Genomic DNA, 22,561 nt, shown 5'->3' on the forward strand with positions numbered 1-22,561 from the left:
AGATAAAAAGTGACAATATCAAATGTGACCCTCAGTTAATATACGCACAATCATGATTATGTTAAATACGTTATCCGCACACGCCCCGGACCGCACCTCACCCGTAGCGGCGTGATTTATCACGCGTGTTTTCCCTCATCATGGCTGGACGATGCGCGATAAATCGCGCCGCTACGGCAAAATTCCACCATCATTGTGATCTGACTGATAATCCGCGCAATCAGTTGAGCCTGCTGGCCTGAAGGATCAAGGTCTGGGTCGTAGATGGTTGCAGTGATGCCACAACAGCGTGGATTTTCAAATAAGCGATGGCCAATGTGAGTAAGACTTTGCGATGTCAGACCAGGTGAACCTGGGCTATCGACTGCCGAAATCTCTGACTGATCCAGCACATCCATATCAATATGGACCCAATAACGCCAGCCAGGGAAGTCATTAAGACGACGGTATATTCGTGTGATGATTTCGCTGTCACTCAGCTTTAAAGCGTCGAAAATTGTTATTCGTTCAATGTCGGTAGCAAAGATATCTGCCCAGACATAACCCTCATCGAGAGATTCTCGTTCGCCCAGCTGAATCACGGCTCTATCCGGAACCAATGGCCCCTCAATGCCTGGCCAGCTGGTTAAAATGGCTTCTCCTCTGCCAGTCACCAGAGCGAGATCCATTCCGGCAGCTGCAGCTGGTTTTTGGGCCTCTTTGCGGTTCCAGTTTCCGGGATGACGAAAATCGCTGTGACCATCAATATGAACCAATGCCACTGGCCCGAGTTGTCGGCTGCCGGCCAGCGCACCAGGAAGGATTGCGCAATCCCCACCAATAACTATCGGTTTTAAGCCACTGTTTTGAGCTGAACTCACCTCATCGGCGATCCGTATATTCAACTCGCGTAGCTTATGGCCGTTAAGGATGTCGGTTCCCGGCTCAGGAAATGGACTGTACTCGGGCTGTGACATTGTCACAACTTCATATCCAGCGAAGGCTTTTTCTAACCCGTGCGCCATTAACACGTCAGGTGCCTTAAAAGTCCCGGGGATATGATTCTCCCCCAGTGGGTTCAGCCCTAAATTCGACGGAACCAGAATGATTTTTTTCATCAGGGGCTGCTCCTGATTGTCAGATACCTTATTTATTCATAGCCTATAATTCTCGATCCTTTTGCAATTAACATATCTTTTGTATTCATATAGTGACATTTTTTTATTAAAATTTGAATTGTCACTATATAACTACAAAAAAGAGTCTGTTTTACGTTTTTTAGGCCGCTTGACATCCGTGGTTAAAAAAAGGTTGTTGGTTGCCCCGCTTCGGCTCAAAGAATGGCTGATGGACGTGTGCAGCGCCGGGAAGTCAGCGAACAATGCCTGATTTGCCAGCTGATCGCTGATCACATCGGCAAATTGCTCCAGCACATGGGAGGGATTGATAATTTTCAGTTCTCGTCCGAATTTGATCAAACTGGCGCGGTCGGGAAACTGTTTGCTTTTATTCAACTTTAACGCCAGATCATTATCGTTGGTGGGATAGATCAGCGTATTTACCACATCATATAACGGAGAAAGTCGCGGCGACGCCTCACTTTCAGCCGGATAAACCAGCGAAAAGTTCTTCAGATGTGCATCGCCATTGCCGACCATGCAGCTAAACAACACATAGCGCCAGTAAAGCTCAACCTGGGACTGGTCGCGGGTAAACAGACTGACGATTTTCGCGCCAGTTTCATACGAACCGCTGTATTTATGATCGGACGTTCTCCCCGATAGCACACAGAAATCCTCCATCGCCTGCCGCTTATCCCCAGCAATATCAAAACGTTCCATGATAAACAGTTCTTTATTGTCTGAAAGCCAGAAATTGGCGACAGGTAAACCACAGGCTTTTGCCAGAGACATACAGATGAATTCGTTCTCTGCAAGACGGGGATATTCTTCATCACCGGTTTTTGCGATCAGATTTGGATAAAGTACCGTGCCCCGGCTTTCAGTGCTGATCATCACTTTAGGTTGCACACCGGAAATCGTAGTTTGCAGCAGGTATTTATTGAGCAGATATTGAAACGCACTCTCTTTGTGGTCCCATCTCAATAAATCTTCCAGTTTTTCCGGGGATGGTCGTGGTAAATCGATATCGCTGACATAAGAAAGCGCGCCAATACCGGTATCCTGCTGCAGTGCGAGAAACAGCATTTCGGAGATATTACCCACATAACGGCGCAGGCGTTCGGCAATGTGATACCGCACATAGCCTTCAGGTATATTCATCTCAAAGATGTTAAACAACCGGCTGCTGTTATAACTCATACGGTTGTCCGGCAGCATGGTTAACGAGATACGACGGCTGTGCGGCGAGGAATAGGTGAAGTTGTAACTGCCATGCTCATGCAGTAATTTGCCGGTGTATTCCCCCCCGTTGTAGACCTCAATCTGGCGTATTGGCCGGGCAAGCTGTTGCAGATCAGTCATCATCGAACAACGCCTCCAGTTCATCCAGCTGCGGCAAGCCAGCAGTCTGAACCGTTAACATCAGGTCCATGGCCGTCAGATAGATGGTTAAGGCTTTCAGCGATCCGGTATAAACTCCGTTCTCAATTTCAGAGACCAGAGTACGGTGGATTCCTGCGCGTGATGCGGCAACCTGTTGTGTCCACCCCCGCGCTTTGCGTCGTTCACGACATGTTGCTCCAATCGCGTGCATTCCTGGCAACATAGATCCCCCTGCATGATGTATCTATATGGTGACAAAATCGCATATAAATGCTTTTTTGTCACCATATAGATACCATTATCGCAGAAGCATCATTTCGCCGGGAATTAGTGATCAAGATACAGATAATGCATCCAACTGGTCATGCGTAGCAGCACTTTGCGCATCACCGAAACATGCGAAAAGTGATCCGAGTAAACAGCAACCTGGGCAAATATGCCATCTGGCAAGGTATCAACATCAGCATTAGGTATCAGTTCAATTACTGCCAGCACCCCATCACTGCCGGGAGTGATGGTGAGCGATTGCAGCGTGCCCTGCGCCTGATAGGTGCCTCCCGGCACAACAGGAAGAATACTGGTTAATTTTCCCGGAAAAACCTGGCCGGGAAGCGCGGTGAAGACCACTTCAGCTTCATCACCGGCTTTCAGGCGCAACAGAGAATTTTGTCGGAACTGGGCAATGATCTGGCGTTTTTGATCCGGTATGAAAATCATCACCGGCCGCAATGGCAAAGCGGCGGCATAGGTTCCAGGGCGGATAAGCACCTGTGTGGCATAACCATCACTTGGGGCACGAACGACGGTTTGATCTAAATTATATCGGGCCTCAGTCAGCTGAGCTCGCAGGCTGACAATTTGTGATTGTTCCCCATTAACCTGGCTATCCAACTGGCTCTTAATTTGTGCCTGTTCAGCCAGGGAACTTTTTACCAGGGCATCCTGCGCCAGAAAGTTTTGTCTGGCATTATCAATATCCCTTTCGGAAAAAGGATTTACTTTTGCCCTGCTCCCCGCAAGATAACGTTGATAATCTTCGTATAACCTGTCTCGCTCCGCACTGACATGTTGCGTATTGGCGATGGCTTCATCCAGCTGCCCTTTCAGGCTTTGGGTATTGTGAATCGCCGTGGTCAGATCCGCCTGTAATCTATCTACCCGCGCCTGGTAGCGGGTGTTATCAAGGCGAAATAACATCTCACCTTTCTTAATTAACGTATTTTGTTTATTGGTCACTTCACTAACGACTCCGGTAACCTGGGGAGTGATTGGAATAGCAACAACAGCTTTTTGCGCCAGCTCGGTATAAGGATGGTTATAATTCATTAACAATATCAGGGCACCGACGATAAAAACCCCACCCAACGCAGCTGTGGGTACGGTCCATTTGTTTACCGGTATCTTAAATATTTTAAATATCGACCATGCGATAGCAACATAAGTCAGAATAATCAGCAAATCCATAGATTTACTCCGAAGGCGGCTGGTTGATTATACCTTGTTTTCTTTCCAGTTCCGTCACGCGCAGTTTAAGCAGCTCCAGACTTTCATTGGTACTTTGCATTCCCCATCCACGTTCCGGGCGATATAACGTGGCCCAGATCCATAAAAAAGGCCAGATAACATGTAATGTGAATAAACTAACCCAACCGGCAACATGAATAGCATCGGCATGTGGATGGTTACGTGATTTTGCAATAAGGTAAGGGATATCATGAAGAATGATAATCCCATAAAAAATAATAAGAAATACAACGACGAGAACGCCCAGCGCGAAGTAGTTTAGAAACATATCCGCCTCGTTAGCAAACCAGCTTGCTGATAAATATAGACGTTGTGAATAATTGAAGGAAGTATAGCAATAAAAAATTATTCCCTGTCAGAAATGGCTGGCACTACCACTGTTACCTGCCTCGCTTTCAGTATTTAAGCCAGGCGGTAACTCTCTCTTGTTTTAATTATTTCTGTGATGGGGTTTCCGATTGTCATTTTTCATGGGAATCAGATAAGGTAATATTTTCTATAATCAGTGTGACCTCCTGAGTCCTTTTAACACATGCTGATGAGCTGAGTCATAATGGAAAACAATGCCGAGACTACTCCCGTTAATAAGATTAAACGCTGGTCTCCGGTGTGGTTTTTTCCTTTTATCACCCTGGTGATCGGTGCCTGGATTATCTACTATCACTTCAGCCATCAGGGGCCTGAAATCACCCTGATTACCGACAATGCCGAGGGAATTGAGGGGGGAAAAACGGAGATCAAAAGCCGCAGCATTACGGTTGGCCAGGTCGAAAGCACGGTGTTATCGGATGATCTCCAGCATGTCGAGATTAAAGCGCGCCTGCATGAAGGCATGGAAACATTGCTGCATGGCGACAGCCTTTTCTGGGTGGTGAAACCGCAGGTGGGTTTTCAGGGGGTCAGCGGGCTGGGTACTTTACTGTCAGGCGCTTATATAGAATTACAACCTGGAACTGAGGGGCAAGAACCCCCGAGCTATGCGCTGACAGACACGCCGCCCCCCGCCGCCGCCAACGCCCCTGGGATCAGAGTCACCCTTTTCAGTGAGAAAGCTGGCCAGCTCAAAGCAGGGGATCCGGTCCTTTTCAGGCACTATCCTGTTGGTACCGTGGAGAGCAACCACTTCGATACGGACAAGCGCCTGATGTCCTATCAGCTGTTTATCTCGGCCCCTTTTGATCGTCTGGTCACGACGAATGTGCGTTTCTGGAAGGACAGCGGCATTGCTATCGATATGTCGGCTGCCGGTCTGCGGGTGGAGATGAGTTCCCTCACCACCTTACTGAGCGGTGGCGTCAGTTTTGATGTCCCCGATGGCTTGCCCTATGGCAGCCCGGCAAAGAATAAGGCGGAATACCCGCTTTTTAATGACCAGCACAGTATTCAGGATTCGCTTTATACCGAGCACGTGGATTATCTGTTGTTTTTCAACAGTTCGGTGCGCGGGCTGGAAGCAGGCGCACCCGTTGAGTTTCGTGGATTGCGCGTTGGCACGGTCGCGCAGGTACCGTTCTTCTTACCCGGCGTGGTGCAGGATCTGCAACGTAATTATCGTCCTCCCTTGCTGATCAGGATTGAACCCGAACGCTTTGTCAGCAGTATGGGGACAAACTTCAATCTGCAACAACGACTCCAGGAAGCGAAAAAGAATGGCCTTCGCGCCACACTGAAAACCGGCAGCCTGATTTCTGGCTCGCTGTATGTTGATCTGGATTTTTATCCGCAAGCGGAACCGTATACCGGTCTCACCACGCTGGCAGGCTACGAAATTATTCCAACCATGGACAGTGGGCTGGGTCAGATCCAGCAAAAACTGGTGGCAGTGCTCGATAAACTCAACACGTTGCCACTTAACCCCTTGCTGACACAGGCGACGGATACCTTCAAAGCCAGCCAACTCACCTTACGTGAGTCGCAAACGGCGCTGCATAATCTCAACCTGTTTATGGGCAGTGAGGCGATGAAATCCTTACCGGAACAAACACAGCAAACGTTACGGGAACTGAGTCGCAATATGCGCAGTCTGCAACCCGGTTCTCCAGCTTACGAGAAAATGGTGGCGAACATGCAGCGTCTTGATCAGGTTCTGCGGGAGTTACAACCGGTATTGAAGACCCTTAACAACAAGAGCAACGCCCTGGTTATCGCCCCTGCCGTTGTTCAGGATCCTCAACCGAAGGCCATACAATCAAACATACCCCATCATGCGCAGCATTGATTGCGCCTGGTTTACCGCATCGGAGCGATGGGACACCCCCAGCTTCTGATACAGATTTCGAATGTGCGTTTTAATGGTGGTGGCGGCAATATCCAGTTCACCGGCAATCTGGTCATTACTGTAACCTGAGTAAATCAACCCCAGTACCTGCCACTCGCGCTGGGTCAGTGGGCTGGTCCGAATCAGCTCCGGCACGTCAGGGTGACTCAGCAGGCGGCTGACAAAACCTTCATCGAAATGAGCGAACTTATGCCGATGATGTTTATTGATCTCATCAAGAATGCGTCGTGCCCGATGGTTATCCAGTTCATTCAGAATATTGAGCTGAATCAGCTGGCGTAGCTGCTGTGCCATCATCTCGCCTTCAATGACAAAGTGGCAGATGAAACCGGTGCTACGCGCCAGTTGCAGTGCTTCTATTAACGTTCGCTGCGCGTCGGCTTTACGATCGGTCTGCCAATGGATCTGGTTCATCAGCAGCAGGTTGCGATTTAAGTCACTCATCAGCCGCAATGCGCGGGCGTTATCATTTAACTCATCCAGTACCACTTCGGCATGGGTCAGATTGCCCAGCAGAATCTGCGCCCGGGCGATATTGCGCCATTGCCCTTGCAGGAAATGATTATTGGCAAACTCCGGTTTTGCGGTTTGATGCAGCCAGTTGCTGGCGCTTTGTTTGTCGCCAGTCATCTGCCAGTAAATGACTCTGACCTCGTCAGCATTGGTGATCCAGTCACTGTGCCAGTTACCATTGTTCAACAGATTTTCCAGCCGGTTGAGATGACTACGCGCATTATCGAGGTTGCCGCGCGCAAGGGAACATTGCACCAGCAAACCCAGACACTGGATTTGTTGCTGTTGCTGAAAACCTTTCAACACCTTGATACCGCTCCGCGCAGCCTGTTCCGCCTCTTCCAGCCGTCCCCAGGCCCACATCAGCTGAGCGCGGATGCGCAGCAGGAATTCATGCAAAGGAAATTGCGTCAGATGCTGTTCGTGCACCAGCACAAATGCCTTCTCCTGCGTCTCATAGGCATTCTGCAGGTAGCCCTGTGCAAACAAAATTTCGCTTTGCTGAATCAGGCTCCAGAGCGCGTAATGCCAGGCTTCATCACGCCGAGCCATCTGCTCCGTCTGACGCATCAACTGCAATGAATTCACCAAATCGCCTTTACAGTGCATCACTTCGCCGAGCACCGAAGTGGCAACAATACGGCTGTAAGTGCAACTATCGGGCAGGGTTTCCAGCGCCAGCATCGCCAGACGTTCGGCGTCCTCAGCGTTGCCATTATTGATGGTCACCTGTGCGCGCACGGCATTGAATTCACCGCGCAGGGCCTCATCAACCTGGCTACGGCCCTCCTCCTCAAACCTCGCCAGCAGGCTATTCACCTCATAAAACCGATGCTGACTTTGCATCAGCCAGGCCTGAAGCAGCACCAGCCGGGGATTTTCCAGCAACGTTTCCCACGGCAGGGTTTTCAGCGAAGCCTCCAGCAGCGTCAGTTCACTTTGATTGAACAGCGTCCAGGCATGCTCCAGCAACACATCCCTCAACATACTGGTATCACCGGAAGCCAACGCGTGATGGATGGCTTCACGTGGATACCCCTGCGCCATCCAGCTTTCTGCTGCCGCGCGATGGATAGCAGGCAGCTCTGCGGCCAACTCCCGCTTGCAGCGCAGCCGAAGAAAGCTGCCAAATAATGGGTGATAACTAAACCACTGCCCGGAATCGTCCATACGCTGTAAAAAAAGCCCCTGACGCTCCACTTCTTCCAGTCGCATCTGGCCGTTCTCTTCCCCTGTGACACAGGTAATCAGCGCGTCGTTCATCGAACGCAGCAGCGAACTTTTCAGCAGAAAATGACGTGTGGTGACATCAACGTTATCCAGCACTTCCTCAACCAGGTAATCTGACAGGTGGCTGGCATTAATACCGGAAAGACGCCGCGCAGAATCCTGAGCCGCGCTGGCCCCCTGACGGGCAGAAAGGGCGATGAGTTGTAACGCGGTAGCCCAGCCAGCGACGTCATCACATAGCTGATCACTCTCTTCGGATGCCAGCGGAGCCGCGAGCCGACCATCAAAAAACTGTCGCGCTTCCTGATGAGTAAACGCCAGTTGCTGGCTGCTCAGTTCGATAAGTTGTTCGCGCACACGAAGGTTAGCGATACCCAGTTGAGGCAAGTTGCGCGACAGCAGGATCACTGTCAGGTTATCCGGCTGGTGACGTAAAAAGAACCGCATCGCTTCATGAATGGCGGGGTTGGTGATGTGATGGTAATCATCAATGATCAACCAGAGCGGCTTTTGCCATTCCGTCACTTCAATAAATAACTGGGCAAATAACGCATTGAGGTTTACATACTGGCGCTTCTGCGCCAATGCCTCGCTGCGCGAGCAGCCGCCTTGCGTGGCCTGCTGGAGTGCTGCAATCAGGTAATCGGCAAACGGCTCCGGGTGATTGTCTCCTTCGTCTAATGAGTACCACCCCAGATTTGTTTTCTCCGCAGCCCACTGTGAGACCAGCGTGGTCTTGCCATAACCTGCCGGGCTGGTGACCAGCACCAGTCGGTAATTGCCAGCAGCCGTCAGTTTTTGCAGCAGGCGATCGCGCGTGACGGTGCTGTCAAGGCGAACGGGACGACTGAGTTTCGAGGGTATTAACATAGTCGCATGCTCCTCCCTTTACATGTTGCGAATTATTTTTTTACGCTTCGAAATTATTATTCATACACGTTCGATTATTCGTGTACTGATTGCAAGCAAACTCATTAACTAATCTTTACAAAAGCGGCAGTTATCACATTCCTGGCTCGCTTTCAGAATTCCCGCATCCCTCTCCCCCCCGCTACTCCTCCCTGCTGAATTTGTCGCAGGAGGAGGAGCACAGCGGGTCACACGGGCAAACTAACTCGCATATTTTCTCTGGCGACTTACAGGACTAACCCGGCTATGACACAGCAATTTGATCACGCCCGTTTTATCGACGCCCTGACACGGCAATGGCAACGTTTTGGGCTGCGTGATGCACGCGACATGACGCAGCAACAATGGTGGCAAGCCCTGAGCAGTGCGCTGGCTGATATGCTGGCGAACCTGCCAGCCCAGCCCGTCAGCACACAACAGCGTCACGTTAACTACATCTCCATGGAGTTTTTGATTGGTCGGCTGACCGGTAACAATTTGCTCAATCTGGGCTGGTATGACGCGGTTAATGACGCGTTGAAACAATGGGATATCTCGCTCAGCACGGTGCTGGAGTCTGAAACCGATCCGGCGCTGGGCAATGGCGGGTTGGGACGTCTGGCGGCATGCTTCCTCGATTCAATGGCGACCGTCGGGCAGCCCGCCACCGGTTATGGCCTGAATTATCAGTACGGCTTGTTCCGCCAGCGCTTTGTCGATGGCAGACAGCATGAACAACCGGATGACTGGCAGCGTGACAGCTATCCGTGGTTTAGCCATAACGCGGCGCTGACGGTGTCGGTGGCGATAGGGGGAAAAGTCATCAGCGAAAACGGTGTGCCGCGCTGGGAGCCGGCTTTTTGTTTGCAGGGAGAAGCCTGGGATCTGCCCGTGGTCGGCTACCAAAACGGGGTGACCCAGCCGCTGCGATTGTGGCTGGCAAAACATGCTGAACCCTTTGATCTTCAACGCTTTAACGACGGTGATTTTTTACGCGCCGAACAGCAGGGCATCACAGCGGAGAAGCTGACGAAGGTGCTCTACCCCAATGACAACCATCAAGCGGGTAAAAAGCTGCGTCTGATGCAGCAATATTTCCAGTGCGCCTGCTCGGTCGCGGATATTCTGCGCCGTCATCATCAGGCCGGACGCGCCATCGCCACGCTGCCTGATTACGAAGTGATTCAGCTCAATGATACCCACCCAACGCTGGCAATTCCCGAGCTGATGCGTCTGCTGCTGGACGAACATCAGTTGAGCTGGGACCAGGCATGGGACATCACCCACCGCACCTTTGCCTACACCAACCATACGCTGATGCCGGAGGCGCTGGAGCGTTGGGATGTGCGTATGGTCCGCGCCCTGCTTCCCCGTCATATGATGATCATCAACATCCTGAATGCACAGTTGAAAAAACAGGTTACCGCCCGCTGGCCGGATGATGAAGCGGTATGGGCAAAACTGGCGCTGGTGCACAGCAACCAGTTACGCATGGCGAATTTGTGCGTGGTCGGAGGCTTTGCGGTCAATGGTGTCGCCGCCATGCATTCACAGCTGGTGGTGGACGATCTCTTCCCTGAATATCACATACTGTGGCCAGAGAAGTTCCATAACGTCACCAACGGCGTAACGCCGCGCCGCTGGATTAACCAATGCAACCCGGCGCTGGCGACGCTTATCAGCGCTACCCTGCGCCAGCCGTGGATCAACAATCTCGATGCGTTGCAGGATTTAGCCCCGTTTGCCGATAATGCAGAATTCCGCGCCCGCTACCGCGCCATCAAACAACGTAATAAAGCCCAATTGACGCGCTGGATCGGCGAACGCACCGGCATCGTCATCAACCCGGAGGCGATGTTTGATGTGCAGATCAAACGCCTGCACGAATACAAACGGCAGCATCTGACCTTGCTGCACATCATTGCCCTGTGGCAAACCCTGGTGAGCGATCCGCAGGCCAATCTCACTCCGCGCGTGGTGCTGTTTGCCGCAAAAGCTGCACCCGGTTATGTGCTGGCGAAGAACATCATCTATGCCATCAACAAAGTAGCGCATACCGTCAATAACGACCCACGGGTGGGAGACCGTCTGAAGGTGGTCTTCATTCCTGACTACAACATTTCGGTGGCTGAACGGCTGATTCCGGCAGCGGATCTGTCGGAGCAAATATCTACCGCCGGGAAAGAAGCGTCCGGCACCGGCAATATGAAACTGGCACTGAACGGTGCGCTGACCATTGGCACGCTCGACGGCGCGAACGTGGAAATTGCGCAACAGGTTGGCAGCGAAAATATCTTTATCTTTGGTCACACGGTTGAGCAGGTCAACGCATTGAAAACCGAAGGCTACGCGCCTGCGGTCTGGCGCAAAAAAGATCCGCAGCTCGACAAAGTTTTGACTGCACTGGAAGACGGCACCTTTAGCGATGGCGATACACACGCGTTTGACGATCTGCTGCACAGCCTCGGCCCGCAGGGCGGCGACCCCTATCTGGTACTGGCGGACTTCCGCCACTACCTGAAAGCGCAGGAACAGGTGGAGGCGCTGTGGGCCGACGAGGAAGCCTGGACCCGCGCTGCGATCCTCAATACGGCGCGCTGTGGCATGTTCAGTTCCGATCGTTCCATCCGCGACTACCAGCAACGTATTTGGCAGGCTGCACGATGAAACCGCAAAACCTTATCGCCCTGGATTACATCGATGCCCATGGCCAGTCGCAAACGATCTCTACCCTGACCCGCCAGCGTTTGCTGGCGGTACTCAAACCGGCTGCCCCAGGATTATCCCCTCTGCCGCCCGTAAAGGTATTTCGTCACGGTGAGCTGCTGCTGTTATCTCCCACATGTACCCGCCCGGCTGAGTGGCAATTGCAAAGCGAGAACGGACAGATCTGGACAGGGCAATGTGCCGCCGATCAGCCCCTGCAACTACCGTCTCTGCCAGAGGGTTACCACCAGTTGCGCTTAAAGGTGGGTGACAGCAGCTGGCCCTGCTCAATAATCGTGACGCCGTCACGTTGTTATGAACCTGAAGCGCTACGTAAAGGTGCATCACTGTGGGGCTGCTGCGTACAGCTTTATACCCTGAAGTCCGAAAGTAACTGGGGTATCGGCGATTTCGGCGATCTCAAACAGATGTTGCACGAGGTCGGTGAGCGCGGCGGGTCTTTTATTGGGCTGAATCCGCTACATGCCCTGTTTCCGGCCATACCGGAAAGTGCCAGTCCTTACAGCCCTTCGTCACGTCGCTGGCTCAACATTATCTATATCGATGTCCCCTCGGTGCCGGATTTTATTCAAAGCCGGGAAGCACAAGTCTGGTGGCATTCAGACCAGACACAGCAGGCATTACAATTGGCACGCGCGGCAGCATGGGTTGACTATCGTGCCGTCACCGCCTTGAAACTGGCGGCACTGCGTCTGGCATGGCGGCATTTCCGGCAGCGTGCGATGACCGATCCTGCGGTAAAAGCCTTTGAGACATTTGTCACTACCGGGGGAGAAAGCCTGTGGCATCAGGGCGTCTATGATGCGCTGCATGCGGATCAGATGGCGCAGGATGGCAATCGCTATGGCTGGCAGCAATGGCCAGAAGCGTATCAGCATCCTGACAATGTGGCAGTGCGGGCCTTCGCCATCGAGCACAGTAACGAAGTTCATTTTTACCTGTGGTTGCAATGGCTGGCCGAGACGCAGTTCGCAGCCTGCTGGCAGCTGTGCCAGCAGCAGCAAATGCCGATCGGGTTGTATCGTGATCTGGCCGTCGGTGTGGCTCAGGGGGGCGCAGAAACCTGGAGCGACCGTGAGCTGTATTGCTTGCAGGCCAGCGTTGGTGCACCGCCAGATATCCTTGGCCCGCTGGGTCAAAACTGGGGATTACCGCCGATGGACCCGCAGGTGATGCAGGATCGTGCTTATGATCCATGGATCACCCTGTTGCGGGCCAACATGCGTGACTGCGGGGCGTTGCGCATTGACCATGTGATGGCGCTGTTGCGCCTGTGGTGGATCCCGCAGGATGGCAGCGCGGCCCAGGGTGCCTATGTCCATTACCCTATCGATGATCTGCTGGCGATCCTCGCACTGGAAAGCCAGCGCCATCGTTGCATGGTGATCGGAGAGGATCTGGGAACGGTGCCCGCCGCCATTGTCGGGAAATTGCGCGACGCCGGAGTTTATTCCTACAAGGTGCTGTTTTTCGAGCAAACGTCAAAGAATGCGTTCCGCCCGTCGCAGCAATGGATGCGTCAGGCGATGGCAGTCGCCACCACGCATGATATGCCTACGTTGCGCGGCTGGTGGCAAAGTGACGATCTGACGTCTGGCAGCCAGCTGGGGCTGTATCCCGACAAAGTGATTCTGGCCGGTTTGCATCAGGACCGCCTGGCAGCGAAACAGGCCTTGTTGCGAACCCTGCAACAGGCTGGTTATCTGCCAGCAAGCAAACATCCTGTCACGATGAGTAAAACGTTAAACCAGGCGATGCATCGTTTTCTCGCTGATAGCAACAGCGCGCTGCTGGGGTTACAGCCGGAAGACTGGCTGGATATGGCTTCCCCGGTGAATGTTCCGGGCACCACCGATCAATACCCCAACTGGCGGCGCAAGCTACGCGTCACACTGGAAACGTTATTCAGCGATCCGCATATCAACGCCCTGCTGGCAGATATTGACCAACGACGTTAATTGAAAGACCTGGTCGGCATAAATGTCGACCCTACGATTGTAGGGTGCGCATTCAGGTACAACCGGGCGCACCAGGTAATTTAAAAGAGACATAAAAAAGGTGCGCCGTAGCGCACCAGGTGGGGCAACTCAGCATTGCCGGGGTTGCATCACCCCTTGCCTTTAACACTGCTGATAAAAGTGGGCCGTGCGGTGGTTGATCCCAGACGTTCGGCCTCATCAAGCAGCTTAAGTGCCTTATCGATATTGCCCTGTTTCACTGCCTGCTGGATGCGCTGATTAAAGTAACTCTCGGTATCACTCATGATCGGTTCATGTTTCACCGTTGGCTGTGGCGCGGCAACGACCGGGGCCGGTGCGGCGGGTTGGGTGCTGCCAATCGTCACCGGAGCCGGACCAGAGGGTCCAAACAGCGGCCCGACAAGAATTGAGGATCCTGAATTGGTTTTCACCTTCACTTTCAGCTCGCCCTCACGGCTATGTCGGGCAACAGGATCCGGGATGTCGGGGATAGCATTGCTGGTCCCTTTGGCATAAGCTTTGGCCGGATCCAGCAAGGTGGTGGTTTGCGTCAGATCTTTTTCGGTGGTAAACACCAGCAAATAGATCTTTTGCTGCCCCGGCACCGGCGTCAGTTTCATCACCCCTTCCAGCCGGTCGGCAGTCATCACACCGGGTTCCTGATAGGTAAAAAACTGGCTCGGAAACCAGGCTGCGGGACGCAGGTTTTCATCCAGCACCAAAACGTTAGGGGCGTACACCTGGTTATTCTTTACTTCGCTGCTTAACGTCACCGTCAGTTCACCAATACTGGCAGGCAGACTGTAGGCTGCAATCGCTCCGGTTACGCCGGGAGCCGTTAACTGTGGACTGGTGTCAGTCAGGCGGGTGACCTGGTTGCGGGAGGCATCCAGCGGCGTCCAGCTCAATTGTTGCAGACTGCCTGCCGGGAAAGTGGGAGCCGCCGAGAGATCCTGCGGCACCAGGGTGATTTCAGCCTGTGCTGGCAGGGTGCTACCCACCAGCAGCGCAGCACTCAGGCAAAGTGCGGTAAATGTTTTTGTCATTTTCATGGTATTGACCTTAACAGGGTGTCAGGCAGCGGCGTAAACCAGGCAAATGGCCGCCGCTGCCGAAGAGACATTATTCAGAGGTGATGCAGGATCGGCTTACCACCAGATCTCCATCTGTGCACCAAACGTCCACTCATCGTTGTTACCACGACTGTTGGTTAAGATGCCGTTACCGGTGCTATCAGCAGAGGCAAAGGAGGTCAGGTCACCGGAAGAATCTTTGGTGTAGCCCCATTTCTCATCCCATTTGGCGTAAGTAGCGAACAGACGCAGCGCCGGGCGTGACCAGATGCTGTCGCCAGCCTGCCACTGCTGAGCAAGGGTAATTTTGTACTGGCCGTTGCGCTCTTTCGCCTGCTGAGATTTGACGTTGTCGTAGCCGACTTCCAGCAGGGTGCTCATGATCGGCGTCCATTTGTACATCGGGCGCACACCAACGGTGTACCACTCGGTACCACGATCGTTGTCGAGGTCGATGTTCTGATACATGGCGACGTACATCAGGTCCCAGTCATCTGCCAGCGAGATCGCCCCGTGGTCAAGGATGCGATACATGTTGCCGTTGTTATTGATGCTGGTGCCTTGCGGAATGCCTTTGCCCTGTGAAGTCATGGCATCGGTGGCATATTGCAGTACAAACTTGTTGTAGCCTTTCAGCATGCTCTGCGTGTGTTCGGCGGTGAACATCCAGCCATCTCTGGATGCACCGTCTTCCAGATGGTAGCCATCACGTTCGTTGGCACGACCGTAATCGACACCCAGTTCCAGCACCCCGTTCGGGTTGGTTTGCAGGCCAGCAAGACGCACATCGAATACATCGTTGGCGGTGGCAGTGGCGTAATCACGTGTCTGATCGCTGGAGAAGGCGTAAGAACCGCCTGATTCAGATGAACGGGTCGCCGCGAAAGAGAGTTTACCGAAACCGAGGTCGACATCTTCCAAACCGGCACCAGGCCCCGAGATATCCCAGTAGTAGAAGTCGATCATATGCACGTCATGGCGCTGATAGAAGCGTTTACCTGCCCACATGGTGGCGCCTGGCAGGGCATCAATCAGGTTTTTACCTTTGACGTTGGCTTCACGAAAAGCCGGGGAAGTCGCTTCCCAGTCGTTCTGCTGAGAAACCGAGTAAGCCACGTTCGTATCGAAGTAGAAGCTTTTATCGCCCTCCTTCCACACTTCCTGGCCCAGTTTCAGTTCAGCATAGGTTTCGCATTCGTTTCCCAGACGGTATTTGCTTTGCGCACCGGTTGCCTGAAAACATTGCTGTTCGCCGCCACTGCCGGTCCAGCCGATGCCGGAACGGGCATAGCCGGTAAAATCGACCGCCATAGACGGGGCTGAAAGCGTACCCGCCGCGATGGCAACCGCGAGGGGAAGTTTGCGCAGAGTTAACATGTTTATTCTCCTGAGGTCATTGCTTTTCTTGTTTTTACGGGGCTAAACACCAGGCTCCTGATGCAACCTGCGACAAGCGCTCCCGTCCTCACGGAACAGGTGACAACGCTCAGGCGGCAGACCAATGCCCATCAGGGCGCCCTCTTCTACCAGCACTACGTCCTCCTGGCGGTAAACCAGGTTCTGACGAATGGCGGGAATTTGGATGTGAATTTGCGTTTCAAAACCCAGTTGCTCGACCACCTGCACCTCTCCTTCGAGGGTGACATCGGCGATCTCACTGGAAATCAGATGTTCGGGACGGATGCCTAATGACATGTTGCTGCCCACCTGCACACCCGCGCTGTCCACCGGCAGCCACACCAGTTGATCGTTAGGCAGACGCACCTGCACCTGCTCAATGGCGGTGGCGGTCACTTTGACGGGCAGGAAATTCATCTTCGGGGAGCCGATAAAACCGGCAACAAAGCGGTTGGCGGGATAGTGATAAAGTTCGAGTGGCTTGCCTACCTGCGCCACGCGCCCGGCATCCAGCACCACGATCTTATCGGCCAGCGTCATCGCTTCGATTTGATCGTGCGTGACGTAAATCATGGTACGCTTCAGGCGTTTATGCAGACGGGAAATCTCAATACGCATCTGCACACGTAACGCCGCATCCAGGTTGGAGAGCGGTTCATCCAGCAAAAACACCCGCGGTTCCGCCACCAGCGTACGGCCAATCGCCACGCGCTGCCGCTGCCCACCGGAAAGCGCTTTCGGACGGCGATCCAGCAGGTGCGCCAATTGCAACACCTCCGCGACCTGGTTCACTCGCTGCGCGATTTCCGCTTTTTTCACTCCGGCCAGTTTCAGGCCGAAAGACATGTTCTCCGCCACAGAAAGATGGGGATAGAGCGCATAAGACTGGAACACCATCCCAACACCGCGTTCAGCGGGAGGCACTTCATTCATTCGTTGATCGCCAATGCGCAATTCGCCACGGGTGATGGTTTCCAGCCCGGCAATCATGCGCAGCAACGTGGATTTCCCACAGCCTGATGGGCCGACAAACACCACAAACTCCCCTTCGCCGATTTCCAGGTTGATATCTTTCGAGACCTCGGTATCACCCCAGGCTTTGGTGACATTGCGTAACGTGACGCTCGCCATGATGCTTATTCCTCTCAACGTGCTAATCCTTGTCCACGAAACGGCGGACAGACCCCGGCGACCACTATGGGCATCGACGTAGCAGGCAACATCCTCCGCAACGGGCTGATTTATGGGGGAGGAGTTGGGAGGAGGAGGTCAGGTGGACAAACCGTCCAGAAGCGGAGGGCAGACGATTTTTGTGACCGGCAAGACAAACCGGAGCTGACAGTTTTGTGCGCCAGACCGTGATAACCGCCCTGTTTTGCAACGCAGATCACAGCAAGCGGCAGGCAGGCGTAGAACACAGGAGGATGAAAAGTTAACGGAGACAAACAGAATGAAACGACAAGATTACCGTTTCTGCTAACAGGATGGAGTTATGACGATGAATACCGGTGCACGAATTCTGGCCTTATCCGCCCTTACCGCCGTGCTCTTTTCGGCCTCGGCGATGGCGAAGATCGAAGAAGGAAAACTGGTCATCTGGATCAACGGCGATAAAGGCTATAACGGCCTGGCTGAAGTCGGCAAAAAGTTTGAACAGGAAACCGGCATTAAGGTGACCGTCGAACATCCCGACAAGATGGAAGAGAAATATCCGCAGGTGGCAGCAACCGGCGATGGTCCGGACATCATCTTCTGGGCGCACGATCGCTTTGGTGGTTATGCCGAATCAGGACTGCTGGCGGAGATTAGCCCGGACAAGAATTTCCAGGAGAAGATTTTTCCGTTTACCTGGGACGCGGTGCGCTTTAACGGCAAGCTGATTGGTTATCCGATCTCGGTTGAGGCCCTGTCGCTGATTTATAACAAAGACCTGCTGCCAGAACCACCGAAAACCTGGGAAGAGATCGCCGCGCTCGACCAGAAAATGCGTAAGCAGGGTAAAAGCGCCATCATGTTCAACTTGCAGGAACCCTACTTCACCTGGCCGCTGCTGGCCGCAGGGGGTGCCTATGCCTTTAAATACGCTGATGGTCACTACAACGTGAAGGACGTGGGTGTGGATAATGCCGGTGCCAAAGCCGGGATGCAGTTCCTGGTGGATCAGGTGAAAGCCAAGACCCTGAATGCCGATACCGATTATTCCATTGCCGAAGCCGCATTTAATAAAGGCCAGACCGCCATGACCATTAACGGTCCCTGGGCGTGGAGCAATATCGATAAAAGCGGCATTAATTACGGCATCACGCTGCTGCCAACGCTGAAGGGTAAACCGTCGAAAGCGTTTGTCGGCGTACTGAGCGCCGGTATTAACGCCGCCAGCCCGAACAAAGAACTGGCGAAAGAGTTTCTGGAAAACTACCTGCTGACCGACGCCGGTCTGGGTGCGGTGAATAAAGATAAGCCATTGGGTGCCGTCGCCCTCAAATCCTTCCAGCAACAGCTGGAGAAAGACCCGCGTATCGCCGCCACCATGAGCAACGCCCAGAACGGCGACATTATGCCTAACATCCCGCAAATGGCGGCCTTCTGGTATGCCATGCGTACTGCGACCCTCAACGCCCTGAGCGGTCGCCAGACCGTAGACGCCGCGTTAAAAGACGCCCAAGCACGTCTGACCAAGTAATTCCCACTACCAGAGCCGGAATGATCCGGCTCGTCACGGCTGTTAAGGAAAACCGAATCATGTCAGGAAAACCGCAATCGGGATGGCAAAGCGCAGTGCTGAAGAGCCTTCTCGTCGGGATCTGCTGTCTGCTGGTCGGCTATCTTCTGGTGCTGATGTATGCCCAAGGTGAGTACCTGTTTGCGCTGGTCACGTTGATTATCAGCGCAGTCGGCATCTGGATTTATGCCAATCGCCGCGCCTATGCCTGGCGCTATGTGTACCCCGGTATTGCCGGGATGGCGCTGTTTGTGTTGTTCCCGCTGGCCTGTACCGTCGCTATTGCCTTCACCAACTACAGCAGCACCAACCAACTAACGCTGGAACGGGCGCAGCAGGTATTGCTCAGCCGAGAGTACCAGGATGGCGCGGGGTTAAATTTCTCACTGTTTTCGGCGGGTGAACGCTGGCAACTGGTGTTAGCCGATGGGGAGAGCGGGCAAACTTTTGTCTCAGCGCCCTTCTCCTTTGGTGGTGAGCAGTCGCTTAAACTGACTAGCGCCCCTGCGCCTGGCGGTGAACGCGCGACGCTCAGGATCATCACGACCAACCGCCAGGCGTTGAGCCAGATTCATGCCGAACTGCCTGATGGTCGTCAGCTGGTGATGAGTTCTTTACGCCAGTTTTCCGGCACCCGCCCGCTTTACCAGTTGAATAACGATGGGGCGCTGAAAAATCAGCAAAGTGGCGTGCTTTACCGGGCAAATGGTACCAGTGGCTTTTATCAGACCCGCAATATCGATGGCAGCTGGGGTAGTGAAAAACTCAGTCCAGGCTTTACGGTGAATACCGGCTGGAAAAACTTTATCCGTGTCTTTACTGACGCCGGGATTCAGAAGCCGTTTCTGGCGATCTTCGGTTGGACGCTGATCTTTTCGCTACTGACGGTAGTTCTGACGGTGGCAGTGGGCATGGTGCTGGCCTGCCTGGTGCAGTGGGAGGCACTGAAAGGCAAAGCCATCTATCGCGTGCTGTTGATCCTGCCCTACGCGGTGCCCGCGTTTATCTCGATCCTGATCTTCAAAGGGTTGTTTAACCAGAGTTTTGGCGAGATCAATGTGATGCTCAAGGCGCTATTCGGCCTGCAACCGGCATGGTTCAGCGATCCTTTGCTGGCACGATCGATGCTGGTGATCGTTAACACCTGGCTGGGCTACCCCTACATGATGATTTTGTGCATGGGGTTACTGAAAGCGATCCCGGATGATCTTTATGAGGCCTCTGCGATGGACGGTGCCGGGCCGTTACAGAACTTCTTTCTCATCACCCTGCCGCTGCTGCTGAAGCCGTTGATGCCACTGATGATCGCCAGCTTTGCCTTTAATTTTAATAACTTTGTGCTGGTACAGCTGCTGACCAATGGCGGCCCGGATCGGATTGGCACCACCACCCCGGCGGGCTACACCGACCTGCTGGTGAATTACACCTGGCGCATCGCTTTTGAAGGCGGCGGCGGGCAGGACTTTGGTCTGGCAGCGGCGATTGCCACCCTGATCTTCCTGCTGGTGGGTGCGCTGGCGGTGATCAACCTGAAAGCTGTGCGGATGAAATTCGACTAAGGAGACGTTATGGCTATGGTGCAACCCAAATCGCAGAAGCTGCGCCTGTTGCTGACGCATCTGCTGCTGCTGATCTTTATCGCAGCGATACTTTTCCCGCTGATGATGGTGCTGGCAATCTCACTGCGTGCCGGTAACTTCGCCACCGGCAGCCTGATTCCGGATCAGGTGTCGTGGGAACACTGGCGGCTGGCGCTCGGTTTTAGCATTACCCATGCGGATGGCAGCGTGACGCCACCACCCTTTCCGGTGCTGTTGTGGCTGTGGAACTCGATAAAAATTGCGGCCATCAGCGCGCTCGGCATCGTGACGCTCTCCACCACCTGCGCTTATGCGTTTGCGCGCATGCGCTTTGCCGGACGCGCCAGCCTGCTGAAAGCGATGCTGATTTTCCAGATGTTCCCGGCAGTGCTGTCGCTGGTCGCGCTGTACGCGTTGTTTGATCGGTTGGGTCAGTATCTGCCGTTTATTGGTCTGAATACCCACGGCGGCGTGATCTTTGCTTACCTCGGCGGCATTGCGCTGCACGTCTGGACCATCAAAGGCTATTTCGAAACCATCGACGGCTCGCTGGAGGAAGCGGCAGCGCTGGATGGTGCAACGCCGTGGCAGGCTTTCCGGCTGGTGTTATTACCGCTGTCCGTGCCGATTCTGGCGGTGGTTTTTATCCTCGCCTTTATCGCGGCGGTTACCGAGGTGCCGGTTGCCTCGTTGCTGCTGCGCGATGTTAACAGCTACACGCTGGCGGTCGGCATGCAGCAATACCTCAACCCACAGAACTACCTGTGGGGTGACTTTGCCGCAGCGGCGGTGCTTTCTGCCATCCCGATTACGCTGGTGTTCCTGCTGGCTCAGCGCTGGCTGGTCAGCGGTCTCACGGCGGGAGGCGTCAAAGGATAAGTCTTCATCATTGCGTTGCCACTGCTTCCTCAATGTTCACTGCCATTGAGGGATTGAGCGTCTTTGGCGGCCTGCGGGCCGCCTCTTTTCTTTACGAACGCAAGAAATCCTGCCAGCGACGCGTCAGATAATTATGCTCATCCATCACCGAGTTCCACACGGCGATATGGCTCATCCGCTGTTCATAACTGCCGCCATCGCGGCTTTCTCCCTGCGGAATCAACGGAGCACCCCAGGCGTCATACAACATTTCTGCGGCAGGCTTGCCGCCATACCAGAAATCCCACTCGGCCGCAGAGAGATGCGCCTTGCTGCGCTGTGGATTGGAGATGTAATACCCCTGACGCGCCATCACTGCCCCCGGCCAGCCGGATTGCCACCAGTTAAGATACGCGTAAGCGGCATCTTTAATTCTGCCGGTGGCGCAACGAGACAAAGACATGCCGCCATACCAGGCGCGATAGCCTTCGCGCGGATGCGCCATTTTATAGCCACGCTGATGGAAATGATGACGAAAGTAGATCGGTGCCCACAGGCTTTGTACTTCCACCTGGCGGTTCTCAATTAAATCGCACGCCTGCTCCTGGCTGGCCCAGAACGCCGCAAAATGGCCCTGGCGATTCAGACGCGTCAGTTCCTGGGCGAGGGTATCAATTTCTTCTAGTGTCAGATTGCCGGTGTTGGCGAAACGCGCCAGTCCAGCCCCCTGCATCGCCAGCGCGGCATCCAGCCCACCCATGGCGGCATCTTCCTGCAACGCTACCTGGCCGGTAAGTGCCGGATGCAATAACCAGCTCCAGCTCTCTTCCTCTTCGCGCAATGCGGTGGGCAGACGATCGACGTGATAAGCAAAGCTATCGACGTTATGCGTCAGCGGCAGCATACTGATACGGTCGCTCGGCTGGCTGCCGAGATGCAAATCACGCTGCACATACAAACGCTGTGATGGCACGCTGCCATCTGCCAGTACGCCATCATTTTGCAGGGTGCCGGTCTTGGCCAGCGCATTGACTTCGTCCCAGTACGTCAGCCGTTTAATCTCCAGCGGCTGGATGGCACGTGCTGGCCAGACGAAATCGATATTGTGGAACCATTGATCGTAGAGATCGTAACTTTCGGGATGCATGACGGCGATTCGCTGCGCATCTTCCACGCTACGCAACATATATTCGATTTTAATGCCGAGATCCTGTTCCGCGCGCACGCGCAGCATCTCCAGCAACGTGACGGAGGTTCCGAGCACGCGTAAGGTCAGCTGGTCATTGACCACTGCCGCAGAATTCATAC

Annotated in this window: 16 protein-coding genes; 6 read left to right on the forward strand and 10 right to left on the reverse strand. The window is 53.8% G+C overall.

Annotated features, from left to right (window positions below; all coding sequences use genetic code 11):
- Positions 1–119: 119 nt before the first annotated feature.
- From PW844_RS07610 to PW844_RS07630, 5 genes are all read right to left on the reverse strand, one after another.
- Entirely contained in the window at positions 120–1,097 is a 978-nt protein-coding gene (locus tag PW844_RS07610; RefSeq protein WP_299449910.1) for an arginase family protein, read from the reverse strand.
- 132 nt (positions 1,098–1,229) lie between these two features.
- Positions 1,230–2,465, reverse strand: coding sequence for a type II toxin-antitoxin system HipA family toxin (locus PW844_RS07615; RefSeq protein WP_299449912.1), 1,236 nt, complete (start codon positions 2,463–2,465; stop codon positions 1,230–1,232).
- Positions 2,455–2,706: a helix-turn-helix transcriptional regulator gene (locus PW844_RS07620; protein ID WP_299449914.1), complete on the reverse strand. Its 252-nt coding sequence runs from the start codon at positions 2,704–2,706 to the stop codon at positions 2,455–2,457. Before PW844_RS07620 ends, PW844_RS07615 begins: the two co-directional genes overlap by 11 nt.
- A 104-nt stretch (positions 2,707–2,810) precedes the next feature.
- Positions 2,811–3,947 (reverse strand): HlyD family secretion protein, encoded by a 1,137-nt coding sequence (locus PW844_RS07625; RefSeq protein ID WP_299449915.1) that lies wholly within the window; start codon positions 3,945–3,947, stop codon positions 2,811–2,813.
- Between the two features lie 4 nt (positions 3,948–3,951).
- Complete coding sequence (locus tag PW844_RS07630; protein ID WP_299449917.1) at positions 3,952–4,275, reverse strand: DUF3302 domain-containing protein; 324 nt, start codon at positions 4,273–4,275, stop codon at positions 3,952–3,954.
- Between the two features lie 285 nt (positions 4,276–4,560).
- Between PW844_RS07630 and pqiB the strand changes: the two genes are divergently transcribed.
- Positions 4,561–6,225, forward strand: coding sequence for an intermembrane transport protein PqiB (pqiB, locus tag PW844_RS07635; protein ID WP_299449918.1), 1,665 nt, complete (start codon positions 4,561–4,563; stop codon positions 6,223–6,225).
- On the opposite strand, the gene malT is transcribed toward pqiB, so the two are convergent.
- Positions 6,196–8,898, reverse strand: coding sequence for an HTH-type transcriptional regulator MalT (malT, locus tag PW844_RS07640; RefSeq protein WP_299449920.1), 2,703 nt, complete (start codon positions 8,896–8,898; stop codon positions 6,196–6,198). The two genes, pqiB and malT, sit on opposite strands and share 30 nt — an antisense overlap.
- A gap of 285 nt (positions 8,899–9,183) precedes the next feature.
- On the opposite strand from malT, the gene malP reads away from it, so the two are divergent.
- Both malP and malQ read left to right on the forward strand, forming a co-directional pair.
- Positions 9,184–11,583 (forward strand): maltodextrin phosphorylase, encoded by a 2,400-nt coding sequence (gene malP / locus PW844_RS07645; protein WP_299449922.1) that lies wholly within the window; start codon positions 9,184–9,186, stop codon positions 11,581–11,583.
- Positions 11,580–13,601 (forward strand): 4-alpha-glucanotransferase, encoded by a 2,022-nt coding sequence (gene malQ / locus PW844_RS07650; protein ID WP_299449924.1) that lies wholly within the window; start codon positions 11,580–11,582, stop codon positions 13,599–13,601. Before malP ends, malQ begins: the two co-directional genes overlap by 4 nt.
- Before the next feature lie 149 nt (positions 13,602–13,750).
- On the opposite strand, the gene malM is transcribed toward malQ, so the two are convergent.
- The 3 genes from malM to malK all read right to left on the reverse strand — a co-directional run bounded on the left by malM (position 13,751) and on the right by malK (position 17,224).
- On the reverse strand, positions 13,751–14,674 hold the full coding sequence (malM, locus tag PW844_RS07655) for a maltose operon protein MalM (RefSeq protein WP_299449926.1): 924 nt from the start codon (positions 14,672–14,674) through the stop codon (positions 13,751–13,753).
- A gap of 96 nt (positions 14,675–14,770) precedes the next feature.
- Positions 14,771–16,072, reverse strand: coding sequence for a maltoporin (locus PW844_RS07660; RefSeq protein WP_299449928.1), 1,302 nt, complete (start codon positions 16,070–16,072; stop codon positions 14,771–14,773).
- Between the two features lie 42 nt (positions 16,073–16,114).
- Positions 16,115–17,224 carry a maltose/maltodextrin ABC transporter ATP-binding protein MalK gene (gene malK / locus PW844_RS07665; RefSeq protein ID WP_299449930.1) on the reverse strand — a complete coding sequence of 370 codons (1,110 nt, stop codon included), beginning with the start codon at positions 17,222–17,224 and terminating at the stop codon, positions 16,115–16,117.
- Between the two features lie 361 nt (positions 17,225–17,585).
- Between malK and malE the strand changes: the two genes are divergently transcribed.
- From malE to malG, 3 genes are read left to right on the forward strand one after another with little or no spacing between them, the layout of a single operon-like run.
- Positions 17,586–18,776 carry a maltose/maltodextrin ABC transporter substrate-binding protein MalE gene (gene malE, locus PW844_RS07670; protein WP_299449932.1) on the forward strand — a complete coding sequence of 397 codons (1,191 nt, stop codon included), beginning with the start codon at positions 17,586–17,588 and terminating at the stop codon, positions 18,774–18,776.
- A gap of 59 nt (positions 18,777–18,835) precedes the next feature.
- The gene (gene malF / locus PW844_RS07675) at positions 18,836–20,374 is read left to right on the forward strand and encodes a maltose ABC transporter permease MalF (protein ID WP_299449934.1); all 1,539 of its coding nucleotides are present in this window, start codon (positions 18,836–18,838) and stop codon (positions 20,372–20,374) included.
- Positions 20,375–20,383: 9 nt separating this feature from the next.
- Entirely contained in the window at positions 20,384–21,274 is an 891-nt protein-coding gene (malG, locus tag PW844_RS07680) for a maltose ABC transporter permease MalG (protein WP_299449936.1), read from the forward strand.
- Between the two features lie 91 nt (positions 21,275–21,365).
- Here malG and PW844_RS07685 read toward each other — a convergent pair whose 3' ends face one another.
- A complete protein-coding gene (locus PW844_RS07685; protein WP_299449938.1) occupies positions 21,366–22,559 on the reverse strand; it encodes a signal peptide prediction in 1,194 nt (397 codons plus the stop codon).
- Between the last annotated feature and the right edge of the window lie 2 nt (positions 22,560–22,561).

It is taken from the genome of Pantoea sp. (assembly GCF_028283705.1).
GTDB lineage: Bacteria > Pseudomonadota > Gammaproteobacteria > Enterobacterales > Enterobacteriaceae > Pantoea.